The following is a 26,124-nucleotide window of genomic DNA, read 5'->3' as shown; positions in this document are numbered from 1 at the left end:
AACCGCCTTCAGAATCCGGCGGGTTCGGTGTACACGCCCCACTCGTCGCGCAGGACCCCGCAGATCTCGCCCAGGGTGGCCTCGGCGCGTACGGCGTCGAGCATGGGCGGGATCATGTTGCCGCCGTGGCGGGCGGCCTTCAGCATGTCGTCGAGGGCGGAGCGCACACGGGAGTCGTCCCTGGCCGCCTTGCGGACGCCGAGCTCGCGCACCTGCTCGCGCTCGACCTCGTGGCTGACGCGCAGGATCTCCAGGTCGCCGGTGACGGACCCGTGGTGCGCGTTGACGCCGACGACCCGCTTGTCGCCCTTCTCCAGCGCCTTCTGGTACTGGAACGCGGACTCGGCGATCTCGCCGGTGAACCAGCCGTCCTCGATGCCGCGCAGGATGCCCGAGGTCATCGGCCCGATGGGGTGCTGCCCGTCCGGGTGGGCGCGCAGGCCCCGCTCCTTGATCTGCTCGAAGATCTTCTCGGCGTCGGCCTCGATGCGGTCCGTGAGCTGCTCCACGAACCACGAACCGCCCAGCGGGTCCGCGACGTTGGCGACGCCGGTCTCCTCCATGAGGACCTGCTGCGTGCGCAGCGCGATCTCGGCGGCCTGCTCCGAGGGGAGCGCCAGGGTCTCGTCGAGAGCGTTCGTGTGCAGCGAGTTGGTGCCGCCGAGCACGGCCGCGAGCGCCTCGACTGCGGTCCGCACGACGTTGTTGTACGGCTGCTGCGCGGTCAGGGAGACGCCGGCGGTCTGCGTGTGGAAGCGCAGCCACTGCGCCTTGTCGGTCTTCGCCCCGTACACGTCCCGCAGCCAGCGGGCCCAGATGCGGCGCGCGGCGCGGAACTTGGCGATCTCCTCGAAGAAGTCGAGGTGCGCGTCGAAGAAGAAGGAGAGGCCGGGCGCGAAGACGTCCACGTCGAGCCCGCGCGACAGGCCGAGCTCCACATAGCCGAAGCCGTCGGCGAGCGTGTACGCCAGCTCCTGCGCGGCCGTGGAGCCGGCCTCGCGGATGTGGTAGCCGGAGACCGAGAGCGGCTTGTACGCGGGGATGCCCGCCGCGCAGTGCTCCATGAGGTCGCCGATCAGGCGCAGATGCGGCTCGGGCTGGAAGAGCCACTCCTTCTGCGCGATGTACTCCTTGAAGATGTCGGTCTGGAGCGTGCCGTTCAGGACGGCGGGGTCGACGCCCTGCCGCTCGGCGGCCACGAGGTACATGCAGAAGACGGGCACGGCGGGGCCCGAGATCGTCATGGACGTCGTGACGTCCCCGAGCGGGATGTCCTTGAACAGGACCTCCATGTCGGCGGCGGAGTCGATGGCGACGCCGCAGTGCCCGACCTCGCCGAGCGAGCGCGGGTCGTCGGAGTCGCGCCCCATGAGCGTCGGCATGTCGAAGGCGACGCTCAGCCCTCCCCCGCCGGCGGCGAGGATCATCTTGTAGCGCTCATTGGTCTGCTCGGCGTTGCCGAACCCGGCGAACTGGCGGATCGTCCACGTACGGCCCCGGTACCCGGTCGGGTACAGACCGCGTGTGAACGGGTACTCGCCGGGCCATCCGATCCGCTCGAAGCCCTCATAGGTGTCCCCGGGACGTGGCCCGTAGACCGGGTCGACCGGGTCCCCCGAGAGCGTCGAGAAGTCGGCGTCCCGCTTGCGGGCGGAGTCGTACCGGGCCTGCCAGCGGCGGCGGCCCTCTTCGATGGCGTCAGCGTCCATGCTTCCCATGCCTTCAAATTTACTTGGACGTCCTAGTAAATGTCGATGGCAAACCGCCCGCACATCGTGCGGGCGGTGGAGTGACGCCGTCCGTCAGGCCTTGACGACGGCCGGGCCGACGTCGGCGACCTTCGAGTCCAGCTCGCGGGAGATCTTCCGCTCGACGAAGAACGCGGCGGTGGGGATCGTGCCGGCGATCAGGACCCACAGCTGCTTGCCGACCGGCCACTTCGCCTTGGAGCCCAGGTCGAAGGCGAAGATCAGGTAGACCACGTACAGCCAGCCGTGCGCGATGGCGACGACGCGCGTGACATCGGCCGCGCCGTCGATGCCGAGCGCGTACTTGGCGATCATGCCGAGGCACAGCAGGACCAGCAGGACGCCCGTGACAAAGGCCATCACCCGGTACCGGGTCAGCACGCTACGTTTCATGCATACGAGCGTAACGGCCCGTTTTGCGCGATCTTCGCGCGGGTCAGCCCTCGTCGAAGTCGTGCGCGGCGACCCGCAGCGGCCGCAGCATCGCGAAGATCTCGCCGCACTCCTCGGCGTCGTACGCCCCGAGCCCGAAGTCCATCGCCATCAGGTCGCGGGTGGCGGCGTCGCAGACCTCGCGACCCTTGGCCGTGATGGAGGCGAGCGTTCCGCGACCGTCGTTCGGGTTGGGCCGCTTGTCGACGAGCCCGGACCGAACCAGGCGGTCGACGGTGTTCGTGACCGAGGTCGGGTGCACCATGAGACGCTCGCCGATCTTCGACATCGGCAGCTCGCCGGCCTTGGAGAAGGTGAGCAGCACCAGTGCCTCGTAGCGCGCGAAGGTCAGTCCGTACGGCTTCACGACCGCGTCGACCTCGGCCAGGAGGATCTGGTGCGCGCGCATGATCGAGGTGATAGCACCCATGGACGGCACTGATCCCCAGCGCTGCTTCCAGAGTTCGTCTGCGCGGGCGATGGGATCGAAGGCAAGGCTGAGCGGCTTCGGCACGGCCAAGACCTTACCGGCCGGTCATATGCTGGTCAGCCCCGTCTCGCCCTTCGGTCCCGGCCCACGCGAAAGCCCCGGCCCGCCCGGGCCGGGGCTTTGCACGCAAGACAGTTCGGAGGGTGTCACTCCGCGGCGAGGTGCCGCTCCACCGTCGCCACCTTCGACGTCATGCCGTCCGTCACACCGGGGCGGATGTCCGCCTTGAGGACGAGCGACACGCGCGGGGCCCGCGCCTCGACGGCGGCGACGGCGCGCTTCACGACGTCCATCACCTCGTCCCACTCGCCCTCGATCGAGGTGAACATCGCGTCCGTGCGGTTCGGGAGTCCGGACTCGCGCACGACCCGGACGGCGTCGGCCACGTACTCACCGACGTCCTCGCCGACGCCGAGCGGGGAGACCGAGAAGGCGACGATCATGCGTTCACGGCCTTCTCCTGGCGGGCGCGGGACGCGATGACCGCGGCCTCCGCCTCACGCTTCAGCTTGCGCTCGGCGAAGAAGCCGCCGGTCGGCAGGACGGAGAGGACGAAGTAGAGGGCGCCGGTCTTGACACCCCACTTCGAACGGTTCCACGCGTCGAGCCAGAAGAGCACGTAGAGGATGAACAGGACGCCGTGCACCATGCCCATCACCGGGACGGCGTCGAAGTCCGTGGTCCGCTTCAGCACCGAGCAGACGAGGAGCAGCAGGAAGGAGACGGCCTCCGGAGCGGAGACCAGGCGGAGTCGGCGGAGTGCGGAGGCGGTCTTGATGTCCACGGGGCACCTTCGGCAGAAGCGGTGAGGGGGGCGGGCGTTCGATCTTGTGAACGTAAGCACAAGCGCTGTCCATTGTGGCATCGGGGATGTCACGGGGTTCGCTCAGGGTTCGTTCAGGGCCGGGGCCCCTGTCCCGGGGGCATCTCGCCCATTACCGTCACATCGTGGCTACGTTCCGGCTCCAAGGCAGCAGAGTGCTCGCCGTCGACATGACAGGCGACAGCGTCAAGGCGAAGAACGGCTCGATGGTCGCGTACGACGGCCGGATGGCGTTCAAGAAGATGACGGGCGGTGGCGAGGGCATCCGCGGCATGGTGACCCGCCGCCTCACCGGCGAGGAGATGACCGTGATGGAGGTGAAGGGGCAGGGCACGTGCTGGTTCGCGGACCGGGCCAGCGAGATCAGCGTCGTGAACCTGCGGGGCGACAAGCTCTTCGTCGAGTCGAGCAATCTGCTCTGCACGGACGCGGGCCTGCGCACCGGCACGTCCTTCACCGGCGTGCGCGGCGCCTCCCAGGGCAACGGCCTGTTCACCACGACCGTCAAGGGCCACGGCCAGGCGGCGATCATGAGCGAGGGCCCCGCGGTGGTGCTCCGCGTCAGCCGGGACCACCCCCTGACCGTCGACCCGGGCGCGTACGTCGCACACCAGGGGAGTGTGCGGCAGTCCTTCCAGTCGGGCGTCACGTTCCGCACGTTCATGGGTGAGGGCGGCGGCGAGGCCTTCCAGATCCGCTTCGAGGGCGACGGCCTGGTCTACGTACAGCCGAGCGAGCGCAACACGATCGCGGGAGACGTGTGAGATGCCCTTCCGCGAGATCAACTCGAAGATGGTCGAGGCGACGGTCGTCCCCGGGCAGCGGATCTACAGCCAGCGCGGCGCCATGCTCGCCTACAGAGGGGACGTGACCTTCACGCCCAGCATCCAGGGCGGCCAGGGCGGCGTGATGTCCATGATCGGGCGCCGCGTGGCGAACGAGGCGACGCCGCTGATGACCGTCGACGGCAGCGGCACGGTGCTCTTCGGGCACGGCGGACACCATGTCCAGGTGGTAACCCTCTCCGGCGACACCCTCTATGTGGAGGCGGACCGGCTGCTCGCCTTCGACGGGAGCCTTCAGCAGGGCACGATGTTCATGGGCTCGCAGGGCGGCGTGATGGGGATGGTGCGCGGCCAGGTCACCGGGCAGGGCCTGTTCACCACGACCCTCAAGGGACACGGCTCGGTCGCCGTCATGGCGCACGGCGGCGTCATCGAGCTGCCGATCACGCCGGGCCGCCCCGTCCACGTCGACCCGCAGGCGTACGTCGCGCACCACGGCGACGTACGGAACGAGCTGTCCACGGCCCTCGGCTGGCGCGACATGGTGGGGCGCGGCTCCGGCGAGGCGTTCCAACTGGAGCTCAGCGGCAGCGGCGCGGTGTACGTCCAGGCCTCGGAGGAGAAGCTGTGAGCACCCCGGTGATCTTCGACCCGGCCACCCTGCCGGCCGACGACAACGTGAACGCGTACACGTTCTGCGTGGAACTCAAGGGCAGCAGCTGGTTCCTGCAGAAGGGCAAGATGATCGCCTACTACGGGCGCATCGACTTCAACGGGATCGGGCACGGCCGCCTCGACCGCCTCGTGCGGGCGTCCTTCCACTCCCCGCTGCACGCGAGCGACTGGGTCGTGGCGGAGGGCTCGGGCAAGATGCTGCTCGCCGACCGGGCCTTCGACGTGAACTCGTACGACCTGGAGAACGGGAACCTGACGATCCGCTCGGGCAACCTGCTCGCTTTTCAGCCAACTCTCGCGCTGAAGCAGTCGATCGTTCCCGGCTTTCTGACACTCATTGGCACGGGCAAATTCGTGGCGGCCTCAAGCGGTCCGGTGGTCTTCATGGAGCCGCCCATCCGCGTTGATCCACAGGCGCTCGTCGGCTGGGCTGACTGCCCGTCACCTTGCCACCACTACGACCACTCCTATCTGACGGGCGTGATCGGCGGTCTACGTGCGATGACGGGCGTCGGAGGCGTCTCCGGGGAGGAGCACCAGTTCGAGTTCGTGGGCGCCGGAACGGTGTTGCTGCAGTCCACGGAGACGTTGATGGCCGAACGGGCGACGGGCGAGACGCCGCAGCAGGCCAGCGTGCCGGGCGGCCACGGGGCACCCGGACAGCAGCCGGGGGTACCGCGTCTTCCCGGACAGCTCGGCGACCTCCAGCGTCGCTTCGGACTGTGAGCGGTAACCTGCGGAGTGTGACGTCGAACGCGTGACCCCTTTGTCACCAGGGGTGGGAGGCGTCACACCCCCCACTTTCGTTCGCATTTCAACTTCTTAGGTAGAATCAATACATGGAGACCGAGACGGCCACACGCTGGCTGACCGACGAGGAACAGTGCGCCTGGCGCACGCACGTAGAGGTCAACAGAATGCTGACTTACCAGCTCGAGAAGGACCTCCAGCCGTTCGGCCTGACGATGAACGACTACGACATCCTCGTCCATCTCTCCGAGACGGACGACCACCGGATGCGCATGAGCGATCTCGCGACCGCCACCCTGCAGTCCAAGAGCCGGCTCTCCCATCAGATCACCCGCATGGAGAACGCCGGACTCGTCCGCCGTGAGAACTGCGAGTCCGACCGCCGCGGCCTCTACACCGTCCTGACCGAGGACGGCATGGAGACCATGAAGAAGGTCGCCCCTCACCATGTGGCGTCCGTGCGGCGGCACTTCGTGGACCTGATCCCCGCCGAGGAGCTCGACGCCCTCCACAAGGCCCTGACCCCGATCGCCGAACACCTGCGTTCGCAGCGCGGCAAACCGTGACCATTGCGAACGGGGAACGCCGACCTTCCCCGTCCGCCGGCCTCAGGCCCCCGGCGCCACCGGCAGCCTGAGTTCGAAGAGCGCTCCGCCCGCGGGCGACGAGCGGACCGTCAGGGCGCCGCCGTGCCGCACGGCGACGTCCCTGGCGATGGCGAGACCCAGACCCGCCCCGCCGTCGTCCCGGGCCCGCGCGTCGTCCAGGCGCACAAAGCGTTCGAAGATCCGCTCCCGCTCCGCCTCCGGCACGCCCGCGCCGTCGTCACCGACCTCGACGACCGCCCACGGCCCCTCGGCCCGTACGGCGATGTCCACGCGGGACCGCGCGTGACGCTGCGCGTTGTCCAGGAGGTTCCCGACCACCCGCGCCAGCTGACTGCGCGAGCCCGCGACCTCGACGGGTTCGAGGTGTGTGCGGACCGCGACGCGGCCCGCCGGGCGCTGCGACAGCTCCTCGCCGGCCAGCGCGGCCAGATCGATCCGCGCCTCCCCCGGCCGCTCCCCCGCGTCGAGCCGGGCGAGCAGCAGAAGACCCGCGGCGAGTTCCTGGAGCCGCACCGTGTCGGCCACCGCCCCGTCCACGTCGAGCAGTTCGGGGTGGGCGGCACCCACTTCGAGCTGGGTACGCAGCGACGCGATGGGGCTGCGCAACTCGTGCGAGGCGTCGGCGACGAACCGGCGCTGGCGCTCGACGGACGTCTCCAGCGCGGCGAGCGTCTCGTTCGTCGTCCGCGCCAGCCGCGCCACCTCGTCGTGCGTACCCGGCTCCGGAACCCGGCGCGCCAGGTCCTGCGACGCCGTGATCGCGGACATCTCGCTCCGGATGCCCTCGACGGGGCGCAGCGCCCTGCGGGTCATCAGCCAGGTGACCGCGGCGACGACACCGAGCAGCACCGGGAAGCCGATCAGCATGACGGTCAGCGCGGTGCCGACGGCGCTCTGTTCGGCGGACAGAGAGGCGCCCGCGTACACGGTGAGGTCGCCCTGCCGGGTCTTCTTCACCTCCAGCGCGGCGAACCGGTAGTCCCGGGTCTCCCCGTCGACCGTGGCCGAACCCGCGCTCCGCTCGGCGTCGTCGGCGATCTCCCCGTACGCGTACGAGTCGTCTTCCCCGCCGTTGCCCTTGCCCTTGCCCTTGCCCCCATGACGGTCGGAGCCACCGTCGTCGTCTCCTCCGTCGTCATCGCCACCGTCGTCCACCGGCGGGGCCACCGGCTTGACGGCGGACGAGCCGGTCCCGCTGATCCGTTCCAGGTCCTCGCCGGCCGCCAGGAGCCGGCCGTCGCTGTCGACGACCTGGACCGGGGTGTCGTCGCCGTCCGGGAGGTCGAGGCCGTTGGGCGCGGTGCCCGTCGCGATCGACACGGCGACCTTGCGGGCGGAGGACTCCGCCTCGCTCGACGCCTGGTCGGTGAGGTTGGACCGCAGCGCGAGCAGCACGGAGGCACCGGCCGCGAGGAGCGCCACGGCGACGACGAGGGTCGCGCCGAGCGTGGCTCTGGCCCGTACGGAACCGAACAGCCGCCGCCTCATCGCGGCGCCTCCAGGCGGTAGCCCGCGCCGCGCACCGTCCTGATCAGCCCCGCGCCCAGCTTCTTGCGCAGGGTGCTGACGTACACCTCGACGATGTTCGGGTCGCCCTCGTACGCGAAGTCCCAGACGTGCTCCAGGATCCTCGCCTTCGAGACGACCTCGCCGGGCCGCACCACCAGCTGCTCGAGTACCGCGAACTCCTTTGCCGTCAGCGGTACTTCGGTCTCGCCGTGCAGGACGCGGCGCGCGCCGGTGTCGACCCGCAAGGGGCCGAGGGTGTGGACGGACGAGCCGCCGCCGGAGCCTCGCCGACGCAGGAGCGCCTTCACGCGCGCGACGAGCACGACGTACGAGAACGGCTTGGTGAGGTAGTCGTCGGCGCCCGTGTCGAGCCCCTCCGCCTCGTCGTACTCGCCGTCCTTGGCGGTGAGCATGAGGATCGGCACGTCGTGGCCCGCGGCGCGCAGCGCGGCGCAGACGCGGTAGCCGTTCATGCCCGGCAGCATGATGTCGAGAACGACCAGGTCGTACGCGCCCTCGCCCGCCCGGTGGAGCCCCTCGAGGCCGTCGTGGACGACGTCGACGGCGAACCCCTCGGCGGTCAGGCCCCGGGCGAGGGAGAGGGCCAGACGCTTTTCGTCTTCCACGATGAGCAGGCGCATGGGGCAAGGGTCGCAAACGGACCCTGAAGAAGTCTTCAGGGTCCTTCAGCGGGGCTTCAGCATCGGTCGGCCACTGTGGTCCTCGTCGAAGCGCACCGGATGCCCGGTGGGCCGGGAATCGTCTCGGGGAGGATCCCTCATGAAGCGCAACATCGTGATCGCCACCATCGCCGCCGTGGCCCTGATCGGCGGCGGCACCGCGACCGCTGTGGCCGTTGCGGGCAACGACGACAACTCGGCGGCGGCGTCTGCCGCGTCGCGGGGCACGGGGCACGACGACGGCCGCGCGGAGCACGTCACCGAGCTGAAGACCGCGAAGGTGACGGCCTCGGACGCCATCGCCGCCGCCCTCAGGTCGGTGCCCGGCACGGCGGTCTCCGCCGAGCTGGACGACGAGAACGACCGGGCGGTCTGGGAGGTCGAGGTCCTGAACGGCACGACGTGGCACGACGTCCTCGTCGACCCCGCCTCGGGCGAGGTCACCGGCTCGCACACCTCACGTCACGACGACACGGCCCGCGTCACCGCCGTCCTGAAGGACGCGAGGACCACGGCGCAGGACGCGGCAAGGGCCGCCGCCGTGAAGGGGACGGTCACCGAGATCGACCTGGACGACGACGGCACGGCCCATGCCTGGGAGGCCGAGACCACGGCGGCGAACGGCACCGACGCCGACTGGCGCGTCGACCTCCGGTCCGGCGCGGTGACCCCGGACCGCTCGTCCCACGACGGCGACAGCCGCGACGACCGCACGACGCGCGCCACGCACGACGCCGGTGACGACCACGGGCGCGACGACACCGCCACGCACGACGCCGGTGACGACCACGGCAATCACGGCCGGGGTCACGACTCCGACGACGACCAAGGCCACCACGGCGACGACGACTGACGGCGGCGCCGACAAGTCCGGCTCGGCGTACGCCGGTTCAGCGCGCCGCCGAGCCCGTCTCCTCAGCCGCGTCCGGGACACCGTCCCCGGGCGCGGTTTCCGATGCCGTACGGGCGCCGCGCACACCCCGTACGCCCCAGACCGCCGCCGCGACCGGCGCCGCAGCGGCCACGGCGAAGCAGGCCGCGAACGGGAGGCGGGCCGCCAGGAGGCCCGCGCCCGCCGTGCCGGCCGAGATCCCTGCGTTCACCGCCGTGTTGACCCAGGCCCCGGCCTGGGTGCGGAACGCCGGGCCGGCCGTCTCGTCGGCCACGAGATACGCGGTCGTCAGGGCGGGCGCGACGAAGAGGCCCGCAACCACGGCCGCCGCGCCGAGCGTCACGAGGCCCGGCGCGAGCGCCGCCGCCCCCAGCGCGGCGGCCAGACCCGCGGCCAGGAACGGCAGCCGGACGCGGGCGGGAGCGGACCAGGAGACGGCGCCGTTCGTGAGACCGCCGACCGCGCTGCCCGCCGAGAGCGCGGCCATCACCCAGGCCACGGCATCGGCGTGCTGCCGGGCGTCGGCGAAGGCCAGGACGAGCAGGTCGAGGGCGCCGAGGGCAAGTCCGACGCCCACCGCGACGACCACCGGCTGCGCGAGACCGCGCACCGGAGAGATCCCGCCGGACCGCCCCCGCCGCCCCGCGTCCCGGCCGGCGATGCCCCGTACGGCCGGGGACGCCACGAACGCGGCGGTTCCCACGGCCACCAGGACCGCGCTGACGGCGACGCCGAACGCCGCGGGGGCGAACTGCACGACCACGCCCACGACGAGCGGGCCGGACACGAGCAGCAGCTCCTCGGCCACCCCGTCGAGGCTGTACGCGCGCTGGAGCAACCCCTCGCGCCTGCCGACGAGTTCGCCCCACACCGTCCGCATGGTCGGGCCGAGGGGCGGGGTGCACGCGCCCGCGGCGAGGGCGGCCGCTCCGAGCAGCAGGCCTGAGGCCCCCGGCCGCCAGGTCACTGCGGCGAGCACGCCCAGCAGGACCGCGTACGCCGCCGTCATCGGCGCGAGCGCGCGCCGCGGCCCGTACCGGTCGATGAGGAGCGCTCTCAGGGGTGAGAGGAAGACGCTCGCGGCGCCGAAGAGCGCCATGGCCGTGCCCGCGACGGCGTACGAGCCGGTGGCGGACTTCACCGCGAGCATCAGGGACAGGGACACGGTCCCGTAGGAGAGCCGCCCGAGCAGGGCGGCGCCGAAGGTACGGCGGGCATGGGGAACGCGCAGAAGCGCTGCGTACGACGACATGGGCGGGAGTTCCTCAGAGCGAAGGGCACACGGACGCCGAGGACCGCGACAGCACCGTTCGACGGTGGCCGCGGCCGGGTCGTGCCCTACGCACGAAGAAGGAACATGCCGCCAACGTAACAGCGGGCGGCGGGAGTCGGCCACGGGTGACACCGCGGCGCAGCCCCGCCCCCACCGTCGGCTCAGGCCTCCGTCAGGCCCTCCACCAGGGAGTCCGCCGCCCGGTACGGGTCGAGCTCGCCCGCCACGATGCGCTCGGCCAGCGAGCTGAGGCGGCGGTCGCCGTGGAGGTCCGCGATGCGCTCGCGCAGGGCCGTGACGGCGATCGTCTCGACCTCGCGGGAGGCGCGGGCGAGGCGGCGCTCCTGGAGGACACCGCGCTCCTCCATCCACGCCCGGTGCTTCTCGAGCGCCTCGACGACCTCGTCGATGCCCTCGCCGCGGGCGGCGACGGTCTTGACGATGGGCGGGCGCCAGTCGCCGGCGCCCCGGGACTCGCCGAGGCCCAGCATGTGGTTCAGCTCACGGGCGGTCGCGTCCGCGCCGTCGCGGTCGGCCTTGTTGACGACGTAGACGTCGCCGATCTCCAGGATTCCGGCCTTGGCCGCCTGGATCCCGTCGCCCATGCCGGGGGCGAGCAGGACCACGGACGTGTCGGCCTGCGAGGCGATCTCGACCTCGGACTGGCCGACGCCGACCGTCTCCACGAGGACGACGTCGCAGCCGGCCGCGTCGAGCACCCGGATCGCCTGGGGCGCGGCCCACGCGAGGCCGCCCAGGTGCCCGCGCGTGGCCATGGAACGGATGTACACGCCGGGGTCGGACGCGTGCTCCGACATACGGACGCGGTCACCGAGCAGGGCGCCGCCGCTGAACGGCGACGACGGGTCGACGGCGAGCACCCCGACCCGCTTCCCGGCCCGCCGGTACGCGCTGACCAGGGCGGACGTGGACGTGGACTTGCCGACGCCCGGCGACCCGGTGAGCCCGACGACGTACGCGTGCCCCGCGAGCGGGGCCAGCGCCGCCATCACCTCGCGCAGCTGCGGGGACGCCCCCTCCACCAGGGAGATCAGCCGGGCCACGGCCCTGGGCCGGCCTTCCCTGGCCTGGGCCACCAGGGTGGAGACGTCCTGCATCACAGCTCCGTTCACTCGGATTCGTCCGACTTACGTACCGACATCCGTACCGATGTACGTACAAGCACACGTACAGACAACCGCGCCGGCGTCCGTGCCGGCGGAAGGGTTACGCCTTGGGTACCCGCACGATCAGCGCGTCACCCTGGCCGCCGCCGCCGCACAGCGCGGCCGCGCCGACGCCGCCGCCGCGGCGCTTCAGTTCGAGCGCGAGGTGCAGGACGACACGGGCGCCGGACATCCCGATCGGGTGACCCAGGGCAATCGCCCCGCCGTTGACGTTCACCTTTTCCGAGGACACGCCGAGGTCCTTCATTGACTGCACCGCGACGGCCGCGAAGGCCTCGTTGATCTCGATGAGGTCGACGTCCTCGATGCCCAGGCCCTCCTTCTCGAGGGCGTGCCGGATGGCGTTCGACGGCTGCGACTGGAGCGAGTTGTCGGGGCCCGCCACGTTCCCGTGGGCGCCGATCTCGGCGATCCACTCCAGGCCGAGCTCCTGCGCCTTCGCCTTGCTCATGACGACGACCGCGGCGGCGCCGTCGGAGATCTGCGAGGACGTACCGGCCGTGATCGTGCCGTCCTTGGTGAACGCGGGCCGCAGCTTGCCGAGCGACTCGGCGGTCGTCTCGGCGCGGATGCCCTCGTCCTTGCTGAACAGGACCGGGTCGCCCTTGCGCTGCGGGATCTCGACGGGGGTGATCTCCGCCTCGAAGAGGCCGTTCTTCTGGGCGGCGGCGGCGCGCTGGTGCGACTGGGCGGCGATCTCGTCCTGCTCGGGGCGCAGGATCCCGAGGCGGGTGTTGTGCTTCTCCGTCGACTCACCCATCGGGATGTTCTCGAAGGAGTCGGTCAGGCCGTCGTACGCCATCGCGTCGAGCATCTCGACGGCGCCGTACTTGTAGCCCTCACGGGACTTGGGGAGCAGGTGCGGCGCGTTCGTCATGGACTCCTGGCCGCCCGCGACGACGACGTCGAACTCGCCGGCGCGGATCAGCTGGTCGGCGAGCGCGATGGCGTCGAGACCCGAGAGACACACCTTGTTGATGGTCAGCGCCGGCACGTTCATGGGGATGCCGGCCTTGACGGCAGCCTGGCGCGCGGGGATCTGCCCTGCCCCCGCCTGGAGCACCTGGCCCATGATCACGTACTGCACCTGGTCCCCGCCGATCCCGGCCCGGTCGAGCGCCGCCTTGATGGCGACCCCTCCGAGGTCGGCTCCGGAGAAGGACTTCAGCGAGCCGAGCAGGCGGCCCATGGGCGTCCGCGCGCCCGCGACGATGACTGAGGTGGTACCGGTCGTTCCAGACATGAGGCACGGCCCCTTGGAGATGAGGAGTGAACGAGGGTTTACTCGAATGTACTGAGCGGTACCTCCCGCGTCACCGGCCGAACGGTGTGATCGCGCGCACGTTGCGTAACCACCTCGGACCGCGCTGCACTTACAGCATGCTGACGCGAATCGACCACATCGGAATCGCCTGTTTCGACCTCGACAAGACTGTCGAGTTCTACCGCGCCACCTACGGCTTCGAAGTGTTCCACTCCGAGGTGAACGAGGAGCAGGGTGTGCGGGAGGCCATGCTCAAGATCAATGAGACGAGCGACGGCGGGGCCTCCTACCTGCAGCTCCTCGAGCCCACCCGGGAGGACTCCGCGGTCGGGAAGTGGCTGGCCAAGAACGGGGAGGGCGTCCACCACATCGCCTTCGGCACGGCGGACGTCGACGCCGACTCCGCCGACATCAGGGGCAAGGGTGTACGCGTCCTGTACGACGAGCCGCGCATCGGTTCGATGGGGTCGCGCATCACCTTCCTGCACCCCAAGGACTGCCACGGCGTACTGACCGAACTCGTCACTTCCGCACCGGTTGAGTCACCTGAGCACTGACCTCCGTATATCTGGGCCGGTAGGGTTGGGGGCGGCCGTCCGTCACACGGACGGCCGCGGGCCGGGGTCCGGGTTTCGGGGGGCGAGCGACGGGGCAGCAGCCCATGCTCCGCCGTTGATCTGACACCATTCCCCGGGGGCCCCGTTCGGCGGATGGACGGTGCTCGTTTGGAGAGACTTGCGACCAGGGGACGGATGGGACCGCGCAGTGCGGGGCTACGAGAGCCAGGACAGCCGGCGGCCGGCTGAGACCGACCATCTCTCGCGGTTCGAGGCCGAGATGGACCGGCTGAAGACCGAGCGGGAGAAGGCGGTCCAGCACGCCGAGGACCTGGGCTACCAGGTCGAGGTGTTGCGCGCCAAGCTGCACGAGGCGCGCCGCAACCTCGTGTCCCGTCCTGCCTACGACGGCGGGGACATCGGGTACCAGGCCGAGCAGCTGCTGCGTAACGCGCAGATCCAGGCCGACCAGCTGCGCGCCGACGCCGAGCGCGAGCTGCGCGACGCCCGCGCCCAGACGCAGCGCATCCTCCAGGAACACGCCGAGCAGCAGTCCCGGCTCCAGTCCGAGCTGCACGCCGAGGCCGTCTCGCGCCGCCAGCAGCTCGACCAGGAGCTGGCCGAGCGCCGCCAGACCGTCGAGGCACACGTCAACGAGAACGTGGCGTGGGCCGAGCAGCTGCGCGCCCGCAGCGAGCAGCAGGCCCGCCGGCTCGTCGACGAGTCCCGCGCCGAGGCCGACCAGGCGCTCGCCGCCGCCCGCGCCGAGGCCGAGCGGGTCGCCGCCGAGGCCCGCCAGCGCCTGACGTCGGAGGCCGAGACGTCCCGCGCCGAGGCCGAGGCGCTGCTGCGCCGCGCCCGCACCGACGCCGAGCGCCTCCTGAACGCCGCGTCGACCCAGGCGCAGGAAGCCACCGACCACGCCGAGCAGCTGCGCTCGTCCACGGCCACCGAGTCGGACACGGCCCGCCGCCAGTCCGCCGAGCTGAGCCGCGCCGCCGAGCAGCGCCTGTCCGAGGCCGACACGGCGCTGCGCGAGGCGCGGGCGTCGGCGGAGAAGGTCGTCACCGAGGCGAAGGAAGCCGCGGCCAAGCAGCTCGCGGGCGCCGAGTCGGCGAACGAGCAGCGCACCCGCACCGCCAAGGAGCAGGTCGCCCGGCTCGTCTCGGAGGCCACCAAGGAGGCCGAGGCCACCAAGTCGGAGGCCGAGCAGGTCGTCACCGATGCCAAGGAGCGGGCTGAGAAGATCCTCGCCGAGGCCGGCGAGAAGGCACGCAACGTCACGGCCGAGGAGACCGCCTCCCAGCTGGCCAAGGCCGCCCGTACGGCCGAAGAGGTGCTCAACAAGGCGTCCGAGGACGCCAAGGCCACCACGAGGGCCGCCTCCGAGGAGGCCGAGCGGCTGCGCAGCGAGGCCGAGGCCGAGGCGGACCGGCTGCGCGGCGAGGCGCACGACATCGCGGAGCAGCTCAAGGGCGCCGCGAAGGACGACACCAAGGACTACCGCGCCAAGACCGTCGAGCTCCAGGAGGAGGCGCGACGGCTGCGCGGCGAGGCCGAGCAGCTGCGGGCCGAGGCGGTCGACGAGGGCGAGCGCATCCGCAGCGAGGCGCGGCGCGAGGCCGTCCAGCAGATCGAGGAGGCGGCCAGGACCGCCGAGGAGCTGCTCGCCAAGGCGAAGGCGGACGCGGACGAGCTGCGGGCCGGTGCGCAGACCGAGAGTGAGCGGGTCCGCACCGAGGCCATCGAGCGCGCCACGAACCTGCGCAAGCAGGCCGAGGAGACCCTGGAGCGCACCCGCGCCGAGGCCGAGCGGCACCGCGAGGAGGCCGCCGAGCAGGCCGAGGCCACCAAGGCGGAGGCCGAGCGGGCCGCGCAGGAGCTGCGCGAGGAGACCGAGCGCGCGGTCGCGGCCCGGCAGTCGGAGGCCGCCGGCGAGCTGACCCGGCTGCACACCGAGGCCGAGCAGCGCCTGACGGCGTCCGAGACCGCACTCACCGACGCGCGGGCCGAGTCGGAGCGCATCCGCCGGGAGACCGCGGACGAGACGGAGCGGCTGCGTTCCGAGGCCGCCGAGCGGATCCGTACGCTCCAGGCGCAGGCCGAGACGGAGGCCGACCGGCTGCGCACGGAGGCCGCGGCGGACGCGTCCGGGACCCGCGCGGAGGCGGAGAACGTCGCCGTACGGCTGCGGTCCGAGGCCGCGGCCGAGGCCGAGCGGCTCAAGTCGGAGGCGCAGGAGAGCGCGGACCGGGTGCGCGCGGAGGCCGCGGCCGCGGCCGAGCGCGTCGCCACGGAGGCCGCGGAGGCGCTCACCGCCGCCCAGGAGGAGGCCGCCAGGCGGCGCCGCGAGGCCGAGGAGACCCTCGGTTCCGCGCGCCAGGAGGCCGACCAGGAGCGCGAGCGGGCCCGCGAGCAGAGCGAGGAACTCCTCGCGGTCGCCCGCGCCCGTGTCGAGGAGGCGCAGGCAGAGGCCGTACGTCTGGTGGAGGAGGCCGACCGGCGCTCCACCGAGATGGTCGGCGCCGCCGAGCAGACCGCGCAGCAGGTGCGCGACTCCGTGTCCGGGCTCCAGGAGCAGGCGCAGGAGGAGATCGCGGGCCTGCGCAGCGCCGCGGAGCACGCGTCCGAGCGCACCAAGCGCGAGGCGCAGGAGGAGGCCGACCGGGTCCGCGCCGACGCGTATGCGGAGCGCGAGCGCGCCACCGACGACGCCAACCGCGTGCGCGGCGAGGCCGCCGCCGAGTCGGAGGCCGCCAAGTCCCTTGCGGAGCGCACGGTTTCGGAGGCGATCGCCGAGTCGGAGCGGATGCGGTCCGAGGCGTCGGAGCACGCCCAGCAGGTCCGTACGGAGGTCTCCGAGCGGCTCACGTCGGCCGAACAGGACGCCTCGCGCACCCGGGCCGATGCCCGCGAGGACGCCAACCGGATCCGTTCGGACGCCGCGACGCAGGCGGACACCCTCATCACGGAGGCCACGAGCGAGGCCGAGCGCCTCACGAACGAGACCAACGCCGAGGCCGAGCGCGTCCGTTCGGAGTCCGTCGCGCGTGCCGAGCAGCTCGTCGGCGGCGCCACGACCGAGGCCGCCAGGCTGCACGCGGAGTCCACCGCGGCGGCCGAGCAGCTCACGAACGAGACCCTCACCGAGGCCGAGCGGGTGCGCGCCGAGTCGGTCGCCAAGGCCGAGAAGCTCATCGCGGACGCGGTCGGCGACGCCGAGCGGCTGCGCGCCGAGGCGGCCGAGACCGTCGGGTCCGCCCAGCAGCACGCCGAGCGGATCCGCAGCGAGTCGGAGCGCGTCAAGGCGGAGGCGGAGGCGGAGGCCGACCGGCTCACCTCCTCGGCCCGGGCCGAGGCCGAACGGACGCTCGACGAGACCCGCAAGGACGCCAACAAGCGCCGCTCGGAGGCCGCCGAGCAGGTCGACAAGCTCATCACGGAGGCGAGCGCGGAGGCCGAGAAGCTGACGTCCGAGGCGCAGCGGTCCGCGCTGAAGGCGACCACGGAGGCCGAGTCGCAGGCCGACATGATGGTCGGCGCGGCGCGCAAGGAGGCCGACCGGCTGGTCTCCGAGGCGACCGTCGAGGGCAACTCCCTGGTGGAGAAGTCCCGAACGGACGCGGACGAGCTGCTCGTCGGCGCGCGCCGCGACGCGACGGCGATCAGGGAGCGTGCCGAGGAGCTGCGCGAGCGGATCACCGGCGAGATCGACGAACTGCACGAGCGGGCGCGGCGCGAGTCCGCCGAAGCCATGAAGACGGCCGGCGAGCGGTGCGACGCGCTGGTGAAGGCCGCCGAGGAGCAGCTCGCCGAGGCACAGGCGAAGGCCAAGGAGATGGTCGCGGAGGCGGGTTCGGAGGCGAGCAAGGTCCGGATCGCCGCCGTGAAGAAGGCCGAGGGCCTGCTCAAGGAGGCCGGGGCGAAGAAGACCGAGCTGACCCGCGAGGCCGAGCGCGTCCTGTCCGAGGCGCAGGCGGAGGCCGAGCGCACGGTCGACGAGGGCAAGCACGAGCTGGAGGTCCTGGTCCGCCGCCGCGAGGACATCAACGCCGAGATCTCCCGCGTCCAGGACGTCCTGGAGGCGCTGGAGTCCTTCGAGGCCCCGTCCGCCGGCGGCGGGACCAAGGAGGGCGCCGTCAAGGCGGGAGCCGCGGCTGGCGCTACCCGATCGGGTGGCAAGGGGTCGGAAGGGTAGCCAGGACGGCAACGAGCGTGCTTGGTAAGGACCTTCGGCGCTGCCGCTGGCAAGCCATCCTGCGGTTAGCCACTCAAAAGGGGTGTCATTCTCCAGATCAAACGGGCATCTGCTCGATGACACGCCGCTTTGACCCCTAGGATTCCCCCTATCACCTCACCGGTCTCATTCGACAGGAACCCCATGAGCGACACTTCCCCCTACGGCTTCGAGCTTGTGCGGCGTGGGTACGACCGCGCTCAGGTGGACGAACGCATTTCCAAGCTCGTCTCCGACCGTGACAGCGCTCTCGCTCGTATCACTGCTCTGGAAAAGCGCATCGAGGAGCTCCACCTCGAGACGCAGAACGCCCAGGCGCAGGTGAACGACGCCGAGCCGTCGTACGCCGGCCTCGGCGCGCGCGTCGAGAAGATCCTCCGCCTCGCCGAGGAGGAGGCGAAGGACCTGCGCGAGGAGGCCCGGCGCGCCGCCGAGCAGCACCGCGAGCTCGCCGAGTCGGCGGCCCAGCAGGTGCGCAACGACGCAGAATCGTTCGCTGCGGAGCGCAAGGCGAAGGCCGAGGACGAGGGCGTCCGGATCGTCGAGAAGGCCAAGAGCGAGGCGGGCACGCTGCGCGCCGAGGCCCAGAAGGACGCTCAGTCGAAGCGTGAGGAGGCGGACGCCCTCTTCGAGGAGACCCGCGCCAAGGCCGCCCAGGCCGCCGCGGACTTCGAGACGAACCTGGCGAAGCGCCGCGAGCAGTCCGAGCGCGACCTGGCCTCGCGTCAGGCGAAGGCCGAGAAGCGTCTCGCGGAGATCGAGCACCGCGCGGAGCAGCTCCGCCTGGAGGCCGAGAAGCTGCGCACCGACGCCGAGCGCCGCGCCCGCCAGACGGTGGAGACCGCGCAGCGCCAGGCCGAGGACATCGTGGCCGACGCCAACGCCAAGGCCGACCGGATCCGCTCGGAATCGGAGCGCGAGCTCGCCGCGCTGACGAACCGCCGCGACTCCATCAACGCGCAGCTCACCAACGTGCGCGAGATGCTGGCGACGCTCACCGGTGCGGCCGTCGCCGCCGCGGGCGCGCCCGCGGAGGACGAGCCGATCTCGCGTGGGGTTCCCGCCCAGCAGACCCGCTGAACGACCGAAGCCGGACACCGAAGCCCCCTGCCGCTCCAGTGGCAGGGGGCTTTGTCCCGTTCTAGCGTTGCCGCATGATCGAGCTCGAGGGGCTGACCAAGCATTACGGCGAGAAGCTGGCCGTCAACAACCTCACGTTCGCCGTCAGACCGGGCATCGTCACGGGGTTCCTCGGCCCCAACGGTGCCGGCAAGTCCACGACGATGCGGATGATGCTCGGTCTCGACAACCCGTCAGCCGGCGACGTACGCATCGACGGGAAGCACTACGCGCAGTTGAAGGACCCTCTGCGGTACATCGGCGCGCTCCTCGACGCCAAGGCCATGCACGGCGGCCGCAGCGCCTACAACCACCTGCTGTGCCTGGCGCAGAGCAACGGCATCCCGCGCACCCGCGTCGTCGAGGTCCTCGACACGGTGGGCCTGACGCCCGTCGCCAGGAAGAAGGCGAAGGGCTTCTCGCTGGGTATGGGGCAGCGCCTCGGCATCGCGGGCGCGCTCCTCGGCGACCCGCGGATCCTGATGTTCGACGAGCCGGTCAACGGGCTCGACCCCGAGGGCATCCACTGGATCCGCAACCTGATGAAGTCGCTCGCCGGCCAGGGCCGTACGGTCTTCGTCTCCTCGCACCTGATGAGCGAGATGGCGCTGACCGCGGACCACCTGGTCGTCATCGGCCAGGGCCGTCTCCTCGCCGACACCTCGATGTCCGACTTCATCCAGCAGAACTCCCGCTCGTACGTGCGGCTGCGCTCGCCGCAGCAGGAGCGGCTCATCGATGTGCTGCACGAGGCCGGGATCACCGTCGTGGAGGCGGGCAACGGCACGCTCGAAGTGGATGGCCGGAGCCCCGAGCAGCTCGGTGACCTCGCGGCCGCCCACCACCTCGTCCTGCATGAGCTCAGCCCTCAGCAGGCCTCGCTCGAGGAGGCGTTCATGCAGCTCACCGCGGAGTCGGTGGAGTACCACGCGCACACGGACGAGCTGGGTATGCCGCCGCCCGACCGGCTGCCACCACCGGCACAGCAGCAGGGCTGGGGCGAGAGCTGGGACCGTACGAAGAACAAGGGAGCCTGACCGATGGCCACGACCCAGGTCCTCCGGTCCGAGTGGACCAAGATCAGGTCCGTCGCTTCGACGGTGTGGACGCTCGGCCTCGCGGCCGTCCTGACGATCGTGCTCGGCGTGCTGATCTCGATCCTGTCGAGGAACGAGTTCAAGAACATGGGCCTGAAGGAGCGGCTGTCCTTCGACCCCACGTTCATCAGCTTCGCCGGGATGAGTCTCGGACAGCTCGCGATGATCGTCTTCGGTGTCCTCGTCGTCTCGAACGAGTACAGCACCGGAATGATCCGCACCTCGCTCGCCGCGGTCCCCCAGCGCGGCACGTTCCTGTTCAGCAAGGTCGCCGTGGCCACCGCCCTGGCGTTCGTCGTGGGCCTCGCCACGAGCTTCATCGCGTTCTTCCTCGGGCAGGCCGTCCTCGGCGCGTACCGGGCCCAGATCGGCGACCCGGGCGTCCTGCGCGCGGTCATCGGCGGCGGCCTCTACATGACGCTCATCGCCATGTTCTCGATGGGCGTCGCGTCGATGCTGCGCAGCCCGATGCTGTCGCTCGGCATCCTGATGCCGTTCTTCTTCCTGATCTCCAACATCCTGGGCAACGTCTCGGCGACGAAGAAGCTCGGCCGGTACCTGCCCGACCAGGCCGGCAGCAAGATCATGCAGGTGGTGACGCCGCTCGACGACGACACCCCCTACGGGCCGTGGGGCGGCCTCGGCATCATGGTGATCTGGGTGGTCCTGGCCCTGATCCTCGGATATGTGCTCCTCAAGAAGCGGGACGCGTAAGGGGCCGCGGGCAGGCTCAGGGGCTTTGCCTCGTCTTGGCCGGAACCGTCAGCGCCCCGATACCCTCCTAACCCTTACGGGGGCGTGTGCCCCGATGTCCTGAACCTTTCGATGGGTGCGGAGAATGATCGAGGCAGTCGGCCTGACGAAGCGCTACGGCGCCAAGACAGCCGTGTACAACCTTTCCTTCCAGGTCCGGCCGGGCACCGTGACCGGCTTCCTGGGTCCGAACGGGTCCGGCAAGTCGACGACCATGCGCATGATCCTGGGTCTCGACCAGCCGACTACGGGCCAGGTGACGATCGGCGGCTACCCGTACCGCAAGCTCCCCAACGCCCCGCGCCAGGTCGGCGCCCTGCTCGACGCCAAGGCGGTGCACGGCGGCCGGCACGCCCGTAATCACCTGCTCTGCCTCGCGCAGCTGTCCGGCATCCCGGCCCGCCGCGTGGACGAGGTGCTCGGCGTCGTCGGCCTCCAGGACGTGGCGAAGAAGCGCTCCAAGGGCTTCTCGCTCGGCATGGGCCAGCGCCTCGGCATCGCGGCCGCGCTGCTCGGCGACCCGCAGGTGCTCCTCTTCGACGAGCCGGTCAACGGCCTCGACCCGGAGGGCATCCTCTGGGTCAGGAACCTGATGAAGTCGCTCGCCGCCGAGGGCCGCACCGTCTTCGTCTCCTCGCACCTGATGAGCGAGATGGCGCTGACCGCGGAGCACCTGATCGTCATCGGCCGCGGCCAGCTCCTCGCCGACATGAGCGTGCGGGACTTCATCTCGCACAACTCGGCCGACTTCGCGCGGGTGCGCACGCCCGAGACGGAGCCGCAGCAGCGCGAGAAGCTGACGGCGGCGCTGACCGAGGCCGGCGGCCAGGTACTGCCCGAGCAGGACGGCGCGCTGCGCGTCATGGGCCTGCCGCTCCCCCGCATCAGCGACCTGGCGCACGGTGCCGACGTACGCCTGTGGGAGCTCTCGCCGCACCAGGCCTCGCTGGAGGAGGCGTACATGCGGATGACGCAGGGCGCCGTCGACTACCGCTCGACCGTCGACCAGCGGGCCGGTCTGCAGCAGCAGCTCCCGCCGGGCGCGATGCCGCAGCAGCAGTTCCCCGCGCCCGGCCAGGGCCAGCCGGACTGGTACGCGCCGCCGCCGCCCCAGCAGGGCGGTCAGCCGTTCGCCCCGCCGCAGGCCGCGCCCGGCGGGCCGAACCCGTATGCCGCGCCCCCGCAGCAGCCGCCTGCCGCACCCGCGGCCCCGGCCCCCGCAGCCCCGGCCCCGGCCCCGGCCTCCGCTCCTGCCCCCGCCGACCTGAACAAGCCCGAGGACCCCCGATGACGACGCCGCCCCCGCAGCCGGCTCCGCAGGCCTACGCCCAGCAGAGCGCGCCCAACTGGCAGGGCGCGCCCGGCACTTCGTACACCTCGCCCATCCCGGTCACCCGCACGCACCTGGGGCACGCGCTCGCCTCGGAGTGGACGAAGATCAAGTCCGTGCGCTCCACGCTCTGGACGCTGGGCATCTTCCTGTTCCTGGTCCTCGGCGGCGGTCTGTTCGTCTCCTCGCAGACCGAGGACCTCAACTACCAGGACGTGCCGTTCACGTTCCCGGCCTTCATCGGGCTGCTGCTCGGCCAGATCTGCCTGATCACGCTGGGCGTCCTCGTGACGTCGTCGGAGTACGGCACGGGCATGATCCGCACGACGTTCACCGCGTCGCCGCAGCGCTACCGCGTCTTCGCCGCCAAGATCCTGGTGTTCTTCGCGGTCTCGTTCGCGGTCTCCGCGGGCTCCATCCTCCTGGTGGGCCTGGTCACGTCGGCGATGCACAGCAGCCCCGAGGCGGGCGACCTGAGCTGGGGCGGCACAGTCCTCAAGGGCGGGCTCTACGTGTCCCTGCTCGGCGTCCTCGGCCTCGCCGTGGGCTCCATGCTGCGGCACTCGGCGGGCGCGATCACCGCGATGCTCGGCGTCGTGCTGCTGCCGTCGATCCTGCCGGTCTTCCTGATGATCTCGCGCAGCACGCGGACGCTCGGCGAGAAGATGCAGGAGTACAACGCCATCAACGCCCTCGCCAAGATTTTCGGCGCGGACGAGGGGAGCACGGGCGGGTCCCAGGTGTGGCTGCTCGTCGGCGTCACGGCAGCGGCCGTGGTCGGCGCGTTCGCACTGCTCGAGCGGCGCGACGTGTAGGGCCGGCAGGCCCTAGTAACGAGGCGCGTTCCTGGACCGCTGCACCCGTGTGGTGCGGCGGTCCTTCGCGTTCCAGCAGGCCTTGTGCCAGTGCCGGCGCTCGTCCACGCCCGAGTGCGCGGGCCAGGCCACCACGTGCGCGACCCCGGAGGGGATCTCCTGGTCGCAGCCGGGGCACCGGTACGTCTTGCCGGCGGCGCTCGCGCCCGCGACCTGGCGCACGCTCCACTCCTCGCCCTGCCAGCTCTCCGTACGCTCGAATCCGCCGTAGCGGCTGCCCTGTTCCTCGTCCGGTGCCTGGCTGGACGGTCGGCCGCCGCGGCGGGGCGACGACTTGTTTCGGCGCGGGGACACCGGCTCTCCTCTGGGACTTGTACAGGTGCCTGCACTGGGACTGGGGCTCACGTCCAGCGTACGCGGACGCCTCTCGGGTACGCGCACACCATCACCCTCATGAGTTCTCCGGAAAATCTGCCAATCTCCATGGCAAGCCGTGCCCTTGGCACTTGTCAGCCGTTATTGCCGGTAGGGGGAGTGCCGCGTCGGCGCCAAGAAAGGCAGGAGTGCGATGCGCGTAGGAACTTTTGTACTGGCGGCCCAGTTCCCCGGCCAGGGACAGGGGGAGGCGCTGCACCGGGCGGTGCGGTCCGCCGAGGCGGCCGAGGAGGCCGGGCTCGACTCCGTCTGGCTGGCGGAGCACCACTTCGTGCCGTACGGCACCTGTCCGTCCGCGGTCACGCTCGCGGCGTTACTGCTCGGCCGCACCCGGCGCATCCGCGTCGGCACGGCGGTCAGTGTGCTGCCGACCGCCCACCCGGTCGCCCTCGGCGAGCAGGCGGCCCTGCTGCACCTGACGTCCGGCGGCCGCTTCTCGCTCGGCGTCGGCCGCGGAGGCCCCTGGGTGGACCTGGAGGTCTTCGGCTCGGGCATCGAGGCGTACGAGGAAGGGTTCCCGGAGTCCCTGGACCTGCTGCTGCGCTGGCTGCGCGAGCCACGGGTCGACGCCGAGGGGGAACGGTTCGCCTTCCGCGAGGTCACCGTGGTCCCGCGCCCCGACGAGGCGCTCGACTCCCCCGACGGCCCCGAGGTGGTGGTCGCCTGCACCTCGCCGAACAGCGTGCGGCTCGCGGCCGAGCGCGGCCTGCCGATGCTGCTCGGCATGCACTCCGGGGACGAGGAGAAAGCCGAGATGGTCTCCCTGTGGCGCTCGCACGCACGGGCCTGTGGCCGCAGCCCGGAGGAGATCCACGCCGCGGCGCACGTCTCGGCCGGGGTGGCCCAGATCGGCGACCGAACGGCGCACGCTCGGGAGACACTCCTCAAGGCGATGCCCGGCTGGCTGAAACAGGGGCTCGACGCCCATGTGACGGTGGACGGCCGCACGCGGTCCATGCGGGACCCGGCCGCGTACACGGAACTCCTGTGCGGGCTGCACCCGGTGGGGACTCCCGGACAGTGCGCCGACCGGCTCGCGGCGACCTCGGAGCGCACGGGCATCACACGCTTCGCCCTGCTCGTCGAGGGCTCCGGAGATCTCGCGGCCACCGAGGAGAACGTGCGCAGGCTCGGCGCCGAGGTGCTCCCCCGGCTCCGCTGAGTCGCGCAACGGCGGTGCGACCCGTAGTCCACCGCTCCGTACTTGTGCACCTCCCGCGTACGGAGCGGCAGACCATCCGATTCCGCCGTCAACCGGCCATCAGCAGTCCCTGAATTCCGGGGACTGGTTCAACAGCTGGTTGCGGGCCGAGGTGAAGCGGGCCAGCGTGCCGTCCACCGACGGGTCCTGTGGGAACACCGCCACACGGTGGCAGTTCTGGAAAGCCAGCCGTACACCGAAGTGCCGCTGCAGCGCGCCACGAATCGCGTCACTCGCGAGCGCACGCAGCAGCTGCCCACGTGCCTGCTCGTCCGGTGGAGGCGTCTGGTTGTCGGCGAAATCTCCGCCGTCGACCTTCAGCTGGGCCACCAGGGAGCTGATCATCTCCCATGCGTAAGGCAGGGAGGTCCGGACGCAGTCGACGAAGTCAGCTTCGTCGACCTCGCCTCGCTCGGCCTGTTCCAACAGTGCCGGTGAGACGTCGAGCGACATGGGTTCTCCTCTCGCACCCCCGCGGGGAGCGGGGGCTGACGGGCAGGTAAGGAGCGCGCGACGACGTACGACCACGAACACGCTGCGTACAGGCGTCGCGACCTCCCGCTTATACGTTAAGCAACGTCTGGGGCCCGCAACAGGGGATCGCAGGCACAGTCGGTCCACAACCGGCCAATAACGAACCCGGTAGTTCCAGGGCGAATCGCGTGGACCACCGGTCGTCGAGTAGCGTTGCCGACCATGCGTCTCGTCATCGCCCGTTGCTCCGTGGACTACGCGGGCAGGCTCACAGCCCATCTCCCGTCGGCTCCCCGCCTGATCCTCGTGAAGGCGGACGGCAGCGTCTCGATCCACGCGGACGACAGGGCCTACAAACCTCTCAACTGGATGTCCCCGCCCTGCACCCTGAAGGAGGGCACGGGCGACGACAGCGGCATCTGGACCGTCATCAACAAGGCGGGCGAGAAACTCATCATCACGATGGAGGAAGTCCTCCACGACTCCTCGCACGAACTGGGTGTGGACCCGGGTCTCATCAAGGACGGCGTGGAAGCGCACCTCCAGGAGCTTCTCGCCGACAGGATCGACACCCTCGGCGAGGGCTACACGCTCATCCGCCGCGAGTACCCGACGGCGATCGGGCCCGTCGACATCCTGTGCCGGGACGGTGACGGCGCGACCGTGGCCATCGAGATCAAGCGGCGCGGCGAGATCGACGGCGTGGAGCAGCTCACGCGCTATCTCGAGCTGTTGAACCGCGACCCGCACCTCGCCCCGGTGCGCGGCGTCTTCGCCGCCCAGGAGATCAAGCCCCAGGCCCGCGTCCTGGCCACGGACCGCGGCATCGGCTGCACGGTCCTGGACTACGACGCGCTGCGCGGCATCGAGGACGACAAGCTCCGCCTGTTCTGATCCCTCGGTCATGTGCCGCGTACGGCCGTCAGATCATCGACGAGGCGCCCGATCCGCCGGGCGTACCCGGCGCGCTGTCCGCCGGGCTGCTCATCG

26 protein-coding genes are annotated in these 26,124 nt (G+C 71.2%); 14 read left to right on the top strand and 12 right to left on the bottom strand.

All coding sequences use genetic code 11. The features are described from left to right. Positions 1–8: 8 nt before the first annotated feature. The 5 genes from ACZ67T_RS39680 to ACZ67T_RS39660 all read right to left on the bottom strand — a co-directional run bounded on the left by ACZ67T_RS39680 (position 9) and on the right by ACZ67T_RS39660 (position 3,454). Positions 9–1,709: an acyl-CoA mutase large subunit family protein gene (locus ACZ67T_RS39680; RefSeq protein ID WP_469991075.1), complete on the bottom strand. Its 1,701-nt coding sequence runs from the start codon at positions 1,707–1,709 to the stop codon at positions 9–11. Between the two features lie 93 nt (positions 1,710–1,802). Beyond that, the gene (locus ACZ67T_RS39675; RefSeq protein WP_469991024.1) at positions 1,803–2,141 is read right to left on the bottom strand and encodes a DUF3817 domain-containing protein; all 339 of its coding nucleotides are present in this window, start codon (positions 2,139–2,141) and stop codon (positions 1,803–1,805) included. Positions 2,142–2,184: 43 nt separating this feature from the next. Beyond that, positions 2,185–2,694: a MarR family winged helix-turn-helix transcriptional regulator gene (locus ACZ67T_RS39670; protein ID WP_100595820.1), complete on the bottom strand. Its 510-nt coding sequence runs from the start codon at positions 2,692–2,694 to the stop codon at positions 2,185–2,187. A 122-nt stretch (positions 2,695–2,816) separates the two neighbouring features. Beyond that, positions 2,817–3,113, bottom strand: coding sequence for an MTH1187 family thiamine-binding protein (locus tag ACZ67T_RS39665; RefSeq protein WP_116509796.1), 297 nt, complete (start codon positions 3,111–3,113; stop codon positions 2,817–2,819). After that, positions 3,110–3,454, bottom strand: a complete 345-nt coding sequence (locus tag ACZ67T_RS39660; RefSeq protein ID WP_469991023.1) for a DUF3817 domain-containing protein — start codon at positions 3,452–3,454, stop codon at positions 3,110–3,112. Before ACZ67T_RS39660 ends, ACZ67T_RS39665 begins: the two co-directional genes overlap by 4 nt. A gap of 164 nt (positions 3,455–3,618) precedes the next feature. On the opposite strand from ACZ67T_RS39660, the gene ACZ67T_RS39655 reads away from it, so the two are divergent. The 4 genes from ACZ67T_RS39655 to ACZ67T_RS39640 all read left to right on the top strand — a co-directional run bounded on the left by ACZ67T_RS39655 (position 3,619) and on the right by ACZ67T_RS39640 (position 6,269). After that, positions 3,619–4,257, top strand: a complete 639-nt coding sequence (locus ACZ67T_RS39655; protein WP_469991021.1) for an AIM24 family protein — start codon at positions 3,619–3,621, stop codon at positions 4,255–4,257. A gap of 1 nt (position 4,258) precedes the next feature. Beyond that, on the top strand, positions 4,259–4,909 hold the full coding sequence (locus ACZ67T_RS39650) for an AIM24 family protein (protein ID WP_469991019.1): 651 nt from the start codon (positions 4,259–4,261) through the stop codon (positions 4,907–4,909). Further along, on the top strand, positions 4,906–5,679 hold the full coding sequence (locus tag ACZ67T_RS39645; RefSeq protein WP_469991017.1) for an AIM24 family protein: 774 nt from the start codon (positions 4,906–4,908) through the stop codon (positions 5,677–5,679). The genes ACZ67T_RS39650 and ACZ67T_RS39645 overlap by 4 nt, the downstream gene beginning before the upstream one ends. A 113-nt stretch (positions 5,680–5,792) precedes the next feature. Continuing rightward, positions 5,793–6,269 (top strand): MarR family winged helix-turn-helix transcriptional regulator, encoded by a 477-nt coding sequence (locus ACZ67T_RS39640; protein WP_469991015.1) that lies wholly within the window; start codon positions 5,793–5,795, stop codon positions 6,267–6,269. Positions 6,270–6,311: 42 nt separating this feature from the next. On the opposite strand, the gene ACZ67T_RS39635 is transcribed toward ACZ67T_RS39640, so the two are convergent. Together ACZ67T_RS39635 and ACZ67T_RS39630 are read right to left on the bottom strand one after the other, a co-directional pair. Continuing rightward, a complete protein-coding gene (locus ACZ67T_RS39635; protein WP_469991013.1) occupies positions 6,312–7,799 on the bottom strand; it encodes a sensor histidine kinase in 1,488 nt (495 codons plus the stop codon). Continuing rightward, positions 7,796–8,461 carry a response regulator transcription factor gene (locus ACZ67T_RS39630; protein WP_469991011.1) on the bottom strand — a complete coding sequence of 222 codons (666 nt, stop codon included), beginning with the start codon at positions 8,459–8,461 and terminating at the stop codon, positions 7,796–7,798. Before ACZ67T_RS39630 ends, ACZ67T_RS39635 begins: the two co-directional genes overlap by 4 nt. Positions 8,462–8,600: 139 nt before the next feature. On the opposite strand from ACZ67T_RS39630, the gene ACZ67T_RS39625 reads away from it, so the two are divergent. After that, complete coding sequence (locus tag ACZ67T_RS39625) at positions 8,601–9,353, top strand: PepSY domain-containing protein (RefSeq protein ID WP_469991009.1); 753 nt, start codon at positions 8,601–8,603, stop codon at positions 9,351–9,353. Positions 9,354–9,390: 37 nt separating this feature from the next. On the opposite strand, the gene ACZ67T_RS39620 is transcribed toward ACZ67T_RS39625, so the two are convergent. The 3 genes from ACZ67T_RS39620 to ACZ67T_RS39610 all read right to left on the bottom strand — a co-directional run bounded on the left by ACZ67T_RS39620 (position 9,391) and on the right by ACZ67T_RS39610 (position 13,095). Continuing rightward, a complete protein-coding gene (locus ACZ67T_RS39620; RefSeq protein ID WP_469991007.1) occupies positions 9,391–10,644 on the bottom strand; it encodes an MFS transporter in 1,254 nt (417 codons plus the stop codon). A gap of 182 nt (positions 10,645–10,826) precedes the next feature. Beyond that, positions 10,827–11,783, bottom strand: coding sequence for a methylmalonyl Co-A mutase-associated GTPase MeaB (gene meaB / locus ACZ67T_RS39615; protein WP_100595830.1), 957 nt, complete (start codon positions 11,781–11,783; stop codon positions 10,827–10,829). 109 nt (positions 11,784–11,892) lie between these two features. Beyond that, positions 11,893–13,095 (bottom strand): acetyl-CoA C-acetyltransferase, encoded by a 1,203-nt coding sequence (locus ACZ67T_RS39610; RefSeq protein WP_469991005.1) that lies wholly within the window; start codon positions 13,093–13,095, stop codon positions 11,893–11,895. A 137-nt stretch (positions 13,096–13,232) separates the two neighbouring features. Between ACZ67T_RS39610 and mce the strand changes: the two genes are divergently transcribed. From mce to ACZ67T_RS39575, 7 genes are all read left to right on the top strand, one after another. Beyond that, positions 13,233–13,673: a methylmalonyl-CoA epimerase gene (gene mce, locus ACZ67T_RS39605; protein WP_100595983.1), complete on the top strand. Its 441-nt coding sequence runs from the start codon at positions 13,233–13,235 to the stop codon at positions 13,671–13,673. 208 nt (positions 13,674–13,881) lie between these two features. Beyond that, positions 13,882–17,871 (top strand): polarized growth protein Scy, encoded by a 3,990-nt coding sequence (gene scy / locus ACZ67T_RS39600; RefSeq protein WP_469991003.1) that lies wholly within the window; start codon positions 13,882–13,884, stop codon positions 17,869–17,871. A gap of 183 nt (positions 17,872–18,054) precedes the next feature. Beyond that, positions 18,055–18,990 (top strand): coiled-coil domain-containing protein, encoded by a 936-nt coding sequence (locus ACZ67T_RS39595; RefSeq protein WP_376258225.1) that lies wholly within the window; start codon positions 18,055–18,057, stop codon positions 18,988–18,990. A 74-nt stretch (positions 18,991–19,064) separates the two neighbouring features. Beyond that, positions 19,065–20,066, top strand: a complete 1,002-nt coding sequence (locus ACZ67T_RS39590; protein ID WP_469991001.1) for an ABC transporter ATP-binding protein — start codon at positions 19,065–19,067, stop codon at positions 20,064–20,066. Between the two features lie 3 nt (positions 20,067–20,069). Beyond that, positions 20,070–20,840, top strand: a complete 771-nt coding sequence (locus ACZ67T_RS39585; RefSeq protein WP_469990999.1) for an ABC transporter permease — start codon at positions 20,070–20,072, stop codon at positions 20,838–20,840. Between the two features lie 124 nt (positions 20,841–20,964). Then, complete coding sequence (locus tag ACZ67T_RS39580) at positions 20,965–22,170, top strand: ABC transporter ATP-binding protein (protein ID WP_469990997.1); 1,206 nt, start codon at positions 20,965–20,967, stop codon at positions 22,168–22,170. Continuing rightward, positions 22,167–23,024: an ABC transporter permease gene (locus ACZ67T_RS39575; RefSeq protein WP_469990995.1), complete on the top strand. Its 858-nt coding sequence runs from the start codon at positions 22,167–22,169 to the stop codon at positions 23,022–23,024. Before ACZ67T_RS39580 ends, ACZ67T_RS39575 begins: the two co-directional genes overlap by 4 nt. Before the next feature lie 12 nt (positions 23,025–23,036). Here the strand turns inward: ACZ67T_RS39575 and ACZ67T_RS39570 are convergent, their stop codons facing one another. Beyond that, positions 23,037–23,378 (bottom strand): ATP/GTP-binding protein, encoded by a 342-nt coding sequence (locus ACZ67T_RS39570; RefSeq protein WP_469990993.1) that lies wholly within the window; start codon positions 23,376–23,378, stop codon positions 23,037–23,039. Between the two features lie 214 nt (positions 23,379–23,592). On the opposite strand from ACZ67T_RS39570, the gene ACZ67T_RS39565 reads away from it, so the two are divergent. Then, entirely contained in the window at positions 23,593–24,621 is a 1,029-nt protein-coding gene (locus ACZ67T_RS39565) for an LLM class flavin-dependent oxidoreductase (protein ID WP_469990992.1), read from the top strand. 99 nt (positions 24,622–24,720) lie between these two features. Here the strand turns inward: ACZ67T_RS39565 and ACZ67T_RS39560 are convergent, their stop codons facing one another. Then, the gene (locus ACZ67T_RS39560; protein WP_326774068.1) at positions 24,721–25,113 is read right to left on the bottom strand and encodes an SCO5389 family protein; all 393 of its coding nucleotides are present in this window, start codon (positions 25,111–25,113) and stop codon (positions 24,721–24,723) included. A gap of 243 nt (positions 25,114–25,356) precedes the next feature. On the opposite strand from ACZ67T_RS39560, the gene nucS reads away from it, so the two are divergent. Then, positions 25,357–26,028: an endonuclease NucS gene (nucS, locus tag ACZ67T_RS39555; protein WP_199841896.1), complete on the top strand. Its 672-nt coding sequence runs from the start codon at positions 25,357–25,359 to the stop codon at positions 26,026–26,028. The last annotated feature ends 96 nt before the right edge of the window (positions 26,029–26,124 follow it).

This window comes from Streptomyces sp. NPDC107517, assembly GCF_055582645.1.
Note: the sequence above shows the minus strand (reverse complement) of the source record. Positions and strands in the feature narration are given on the sequence as shown.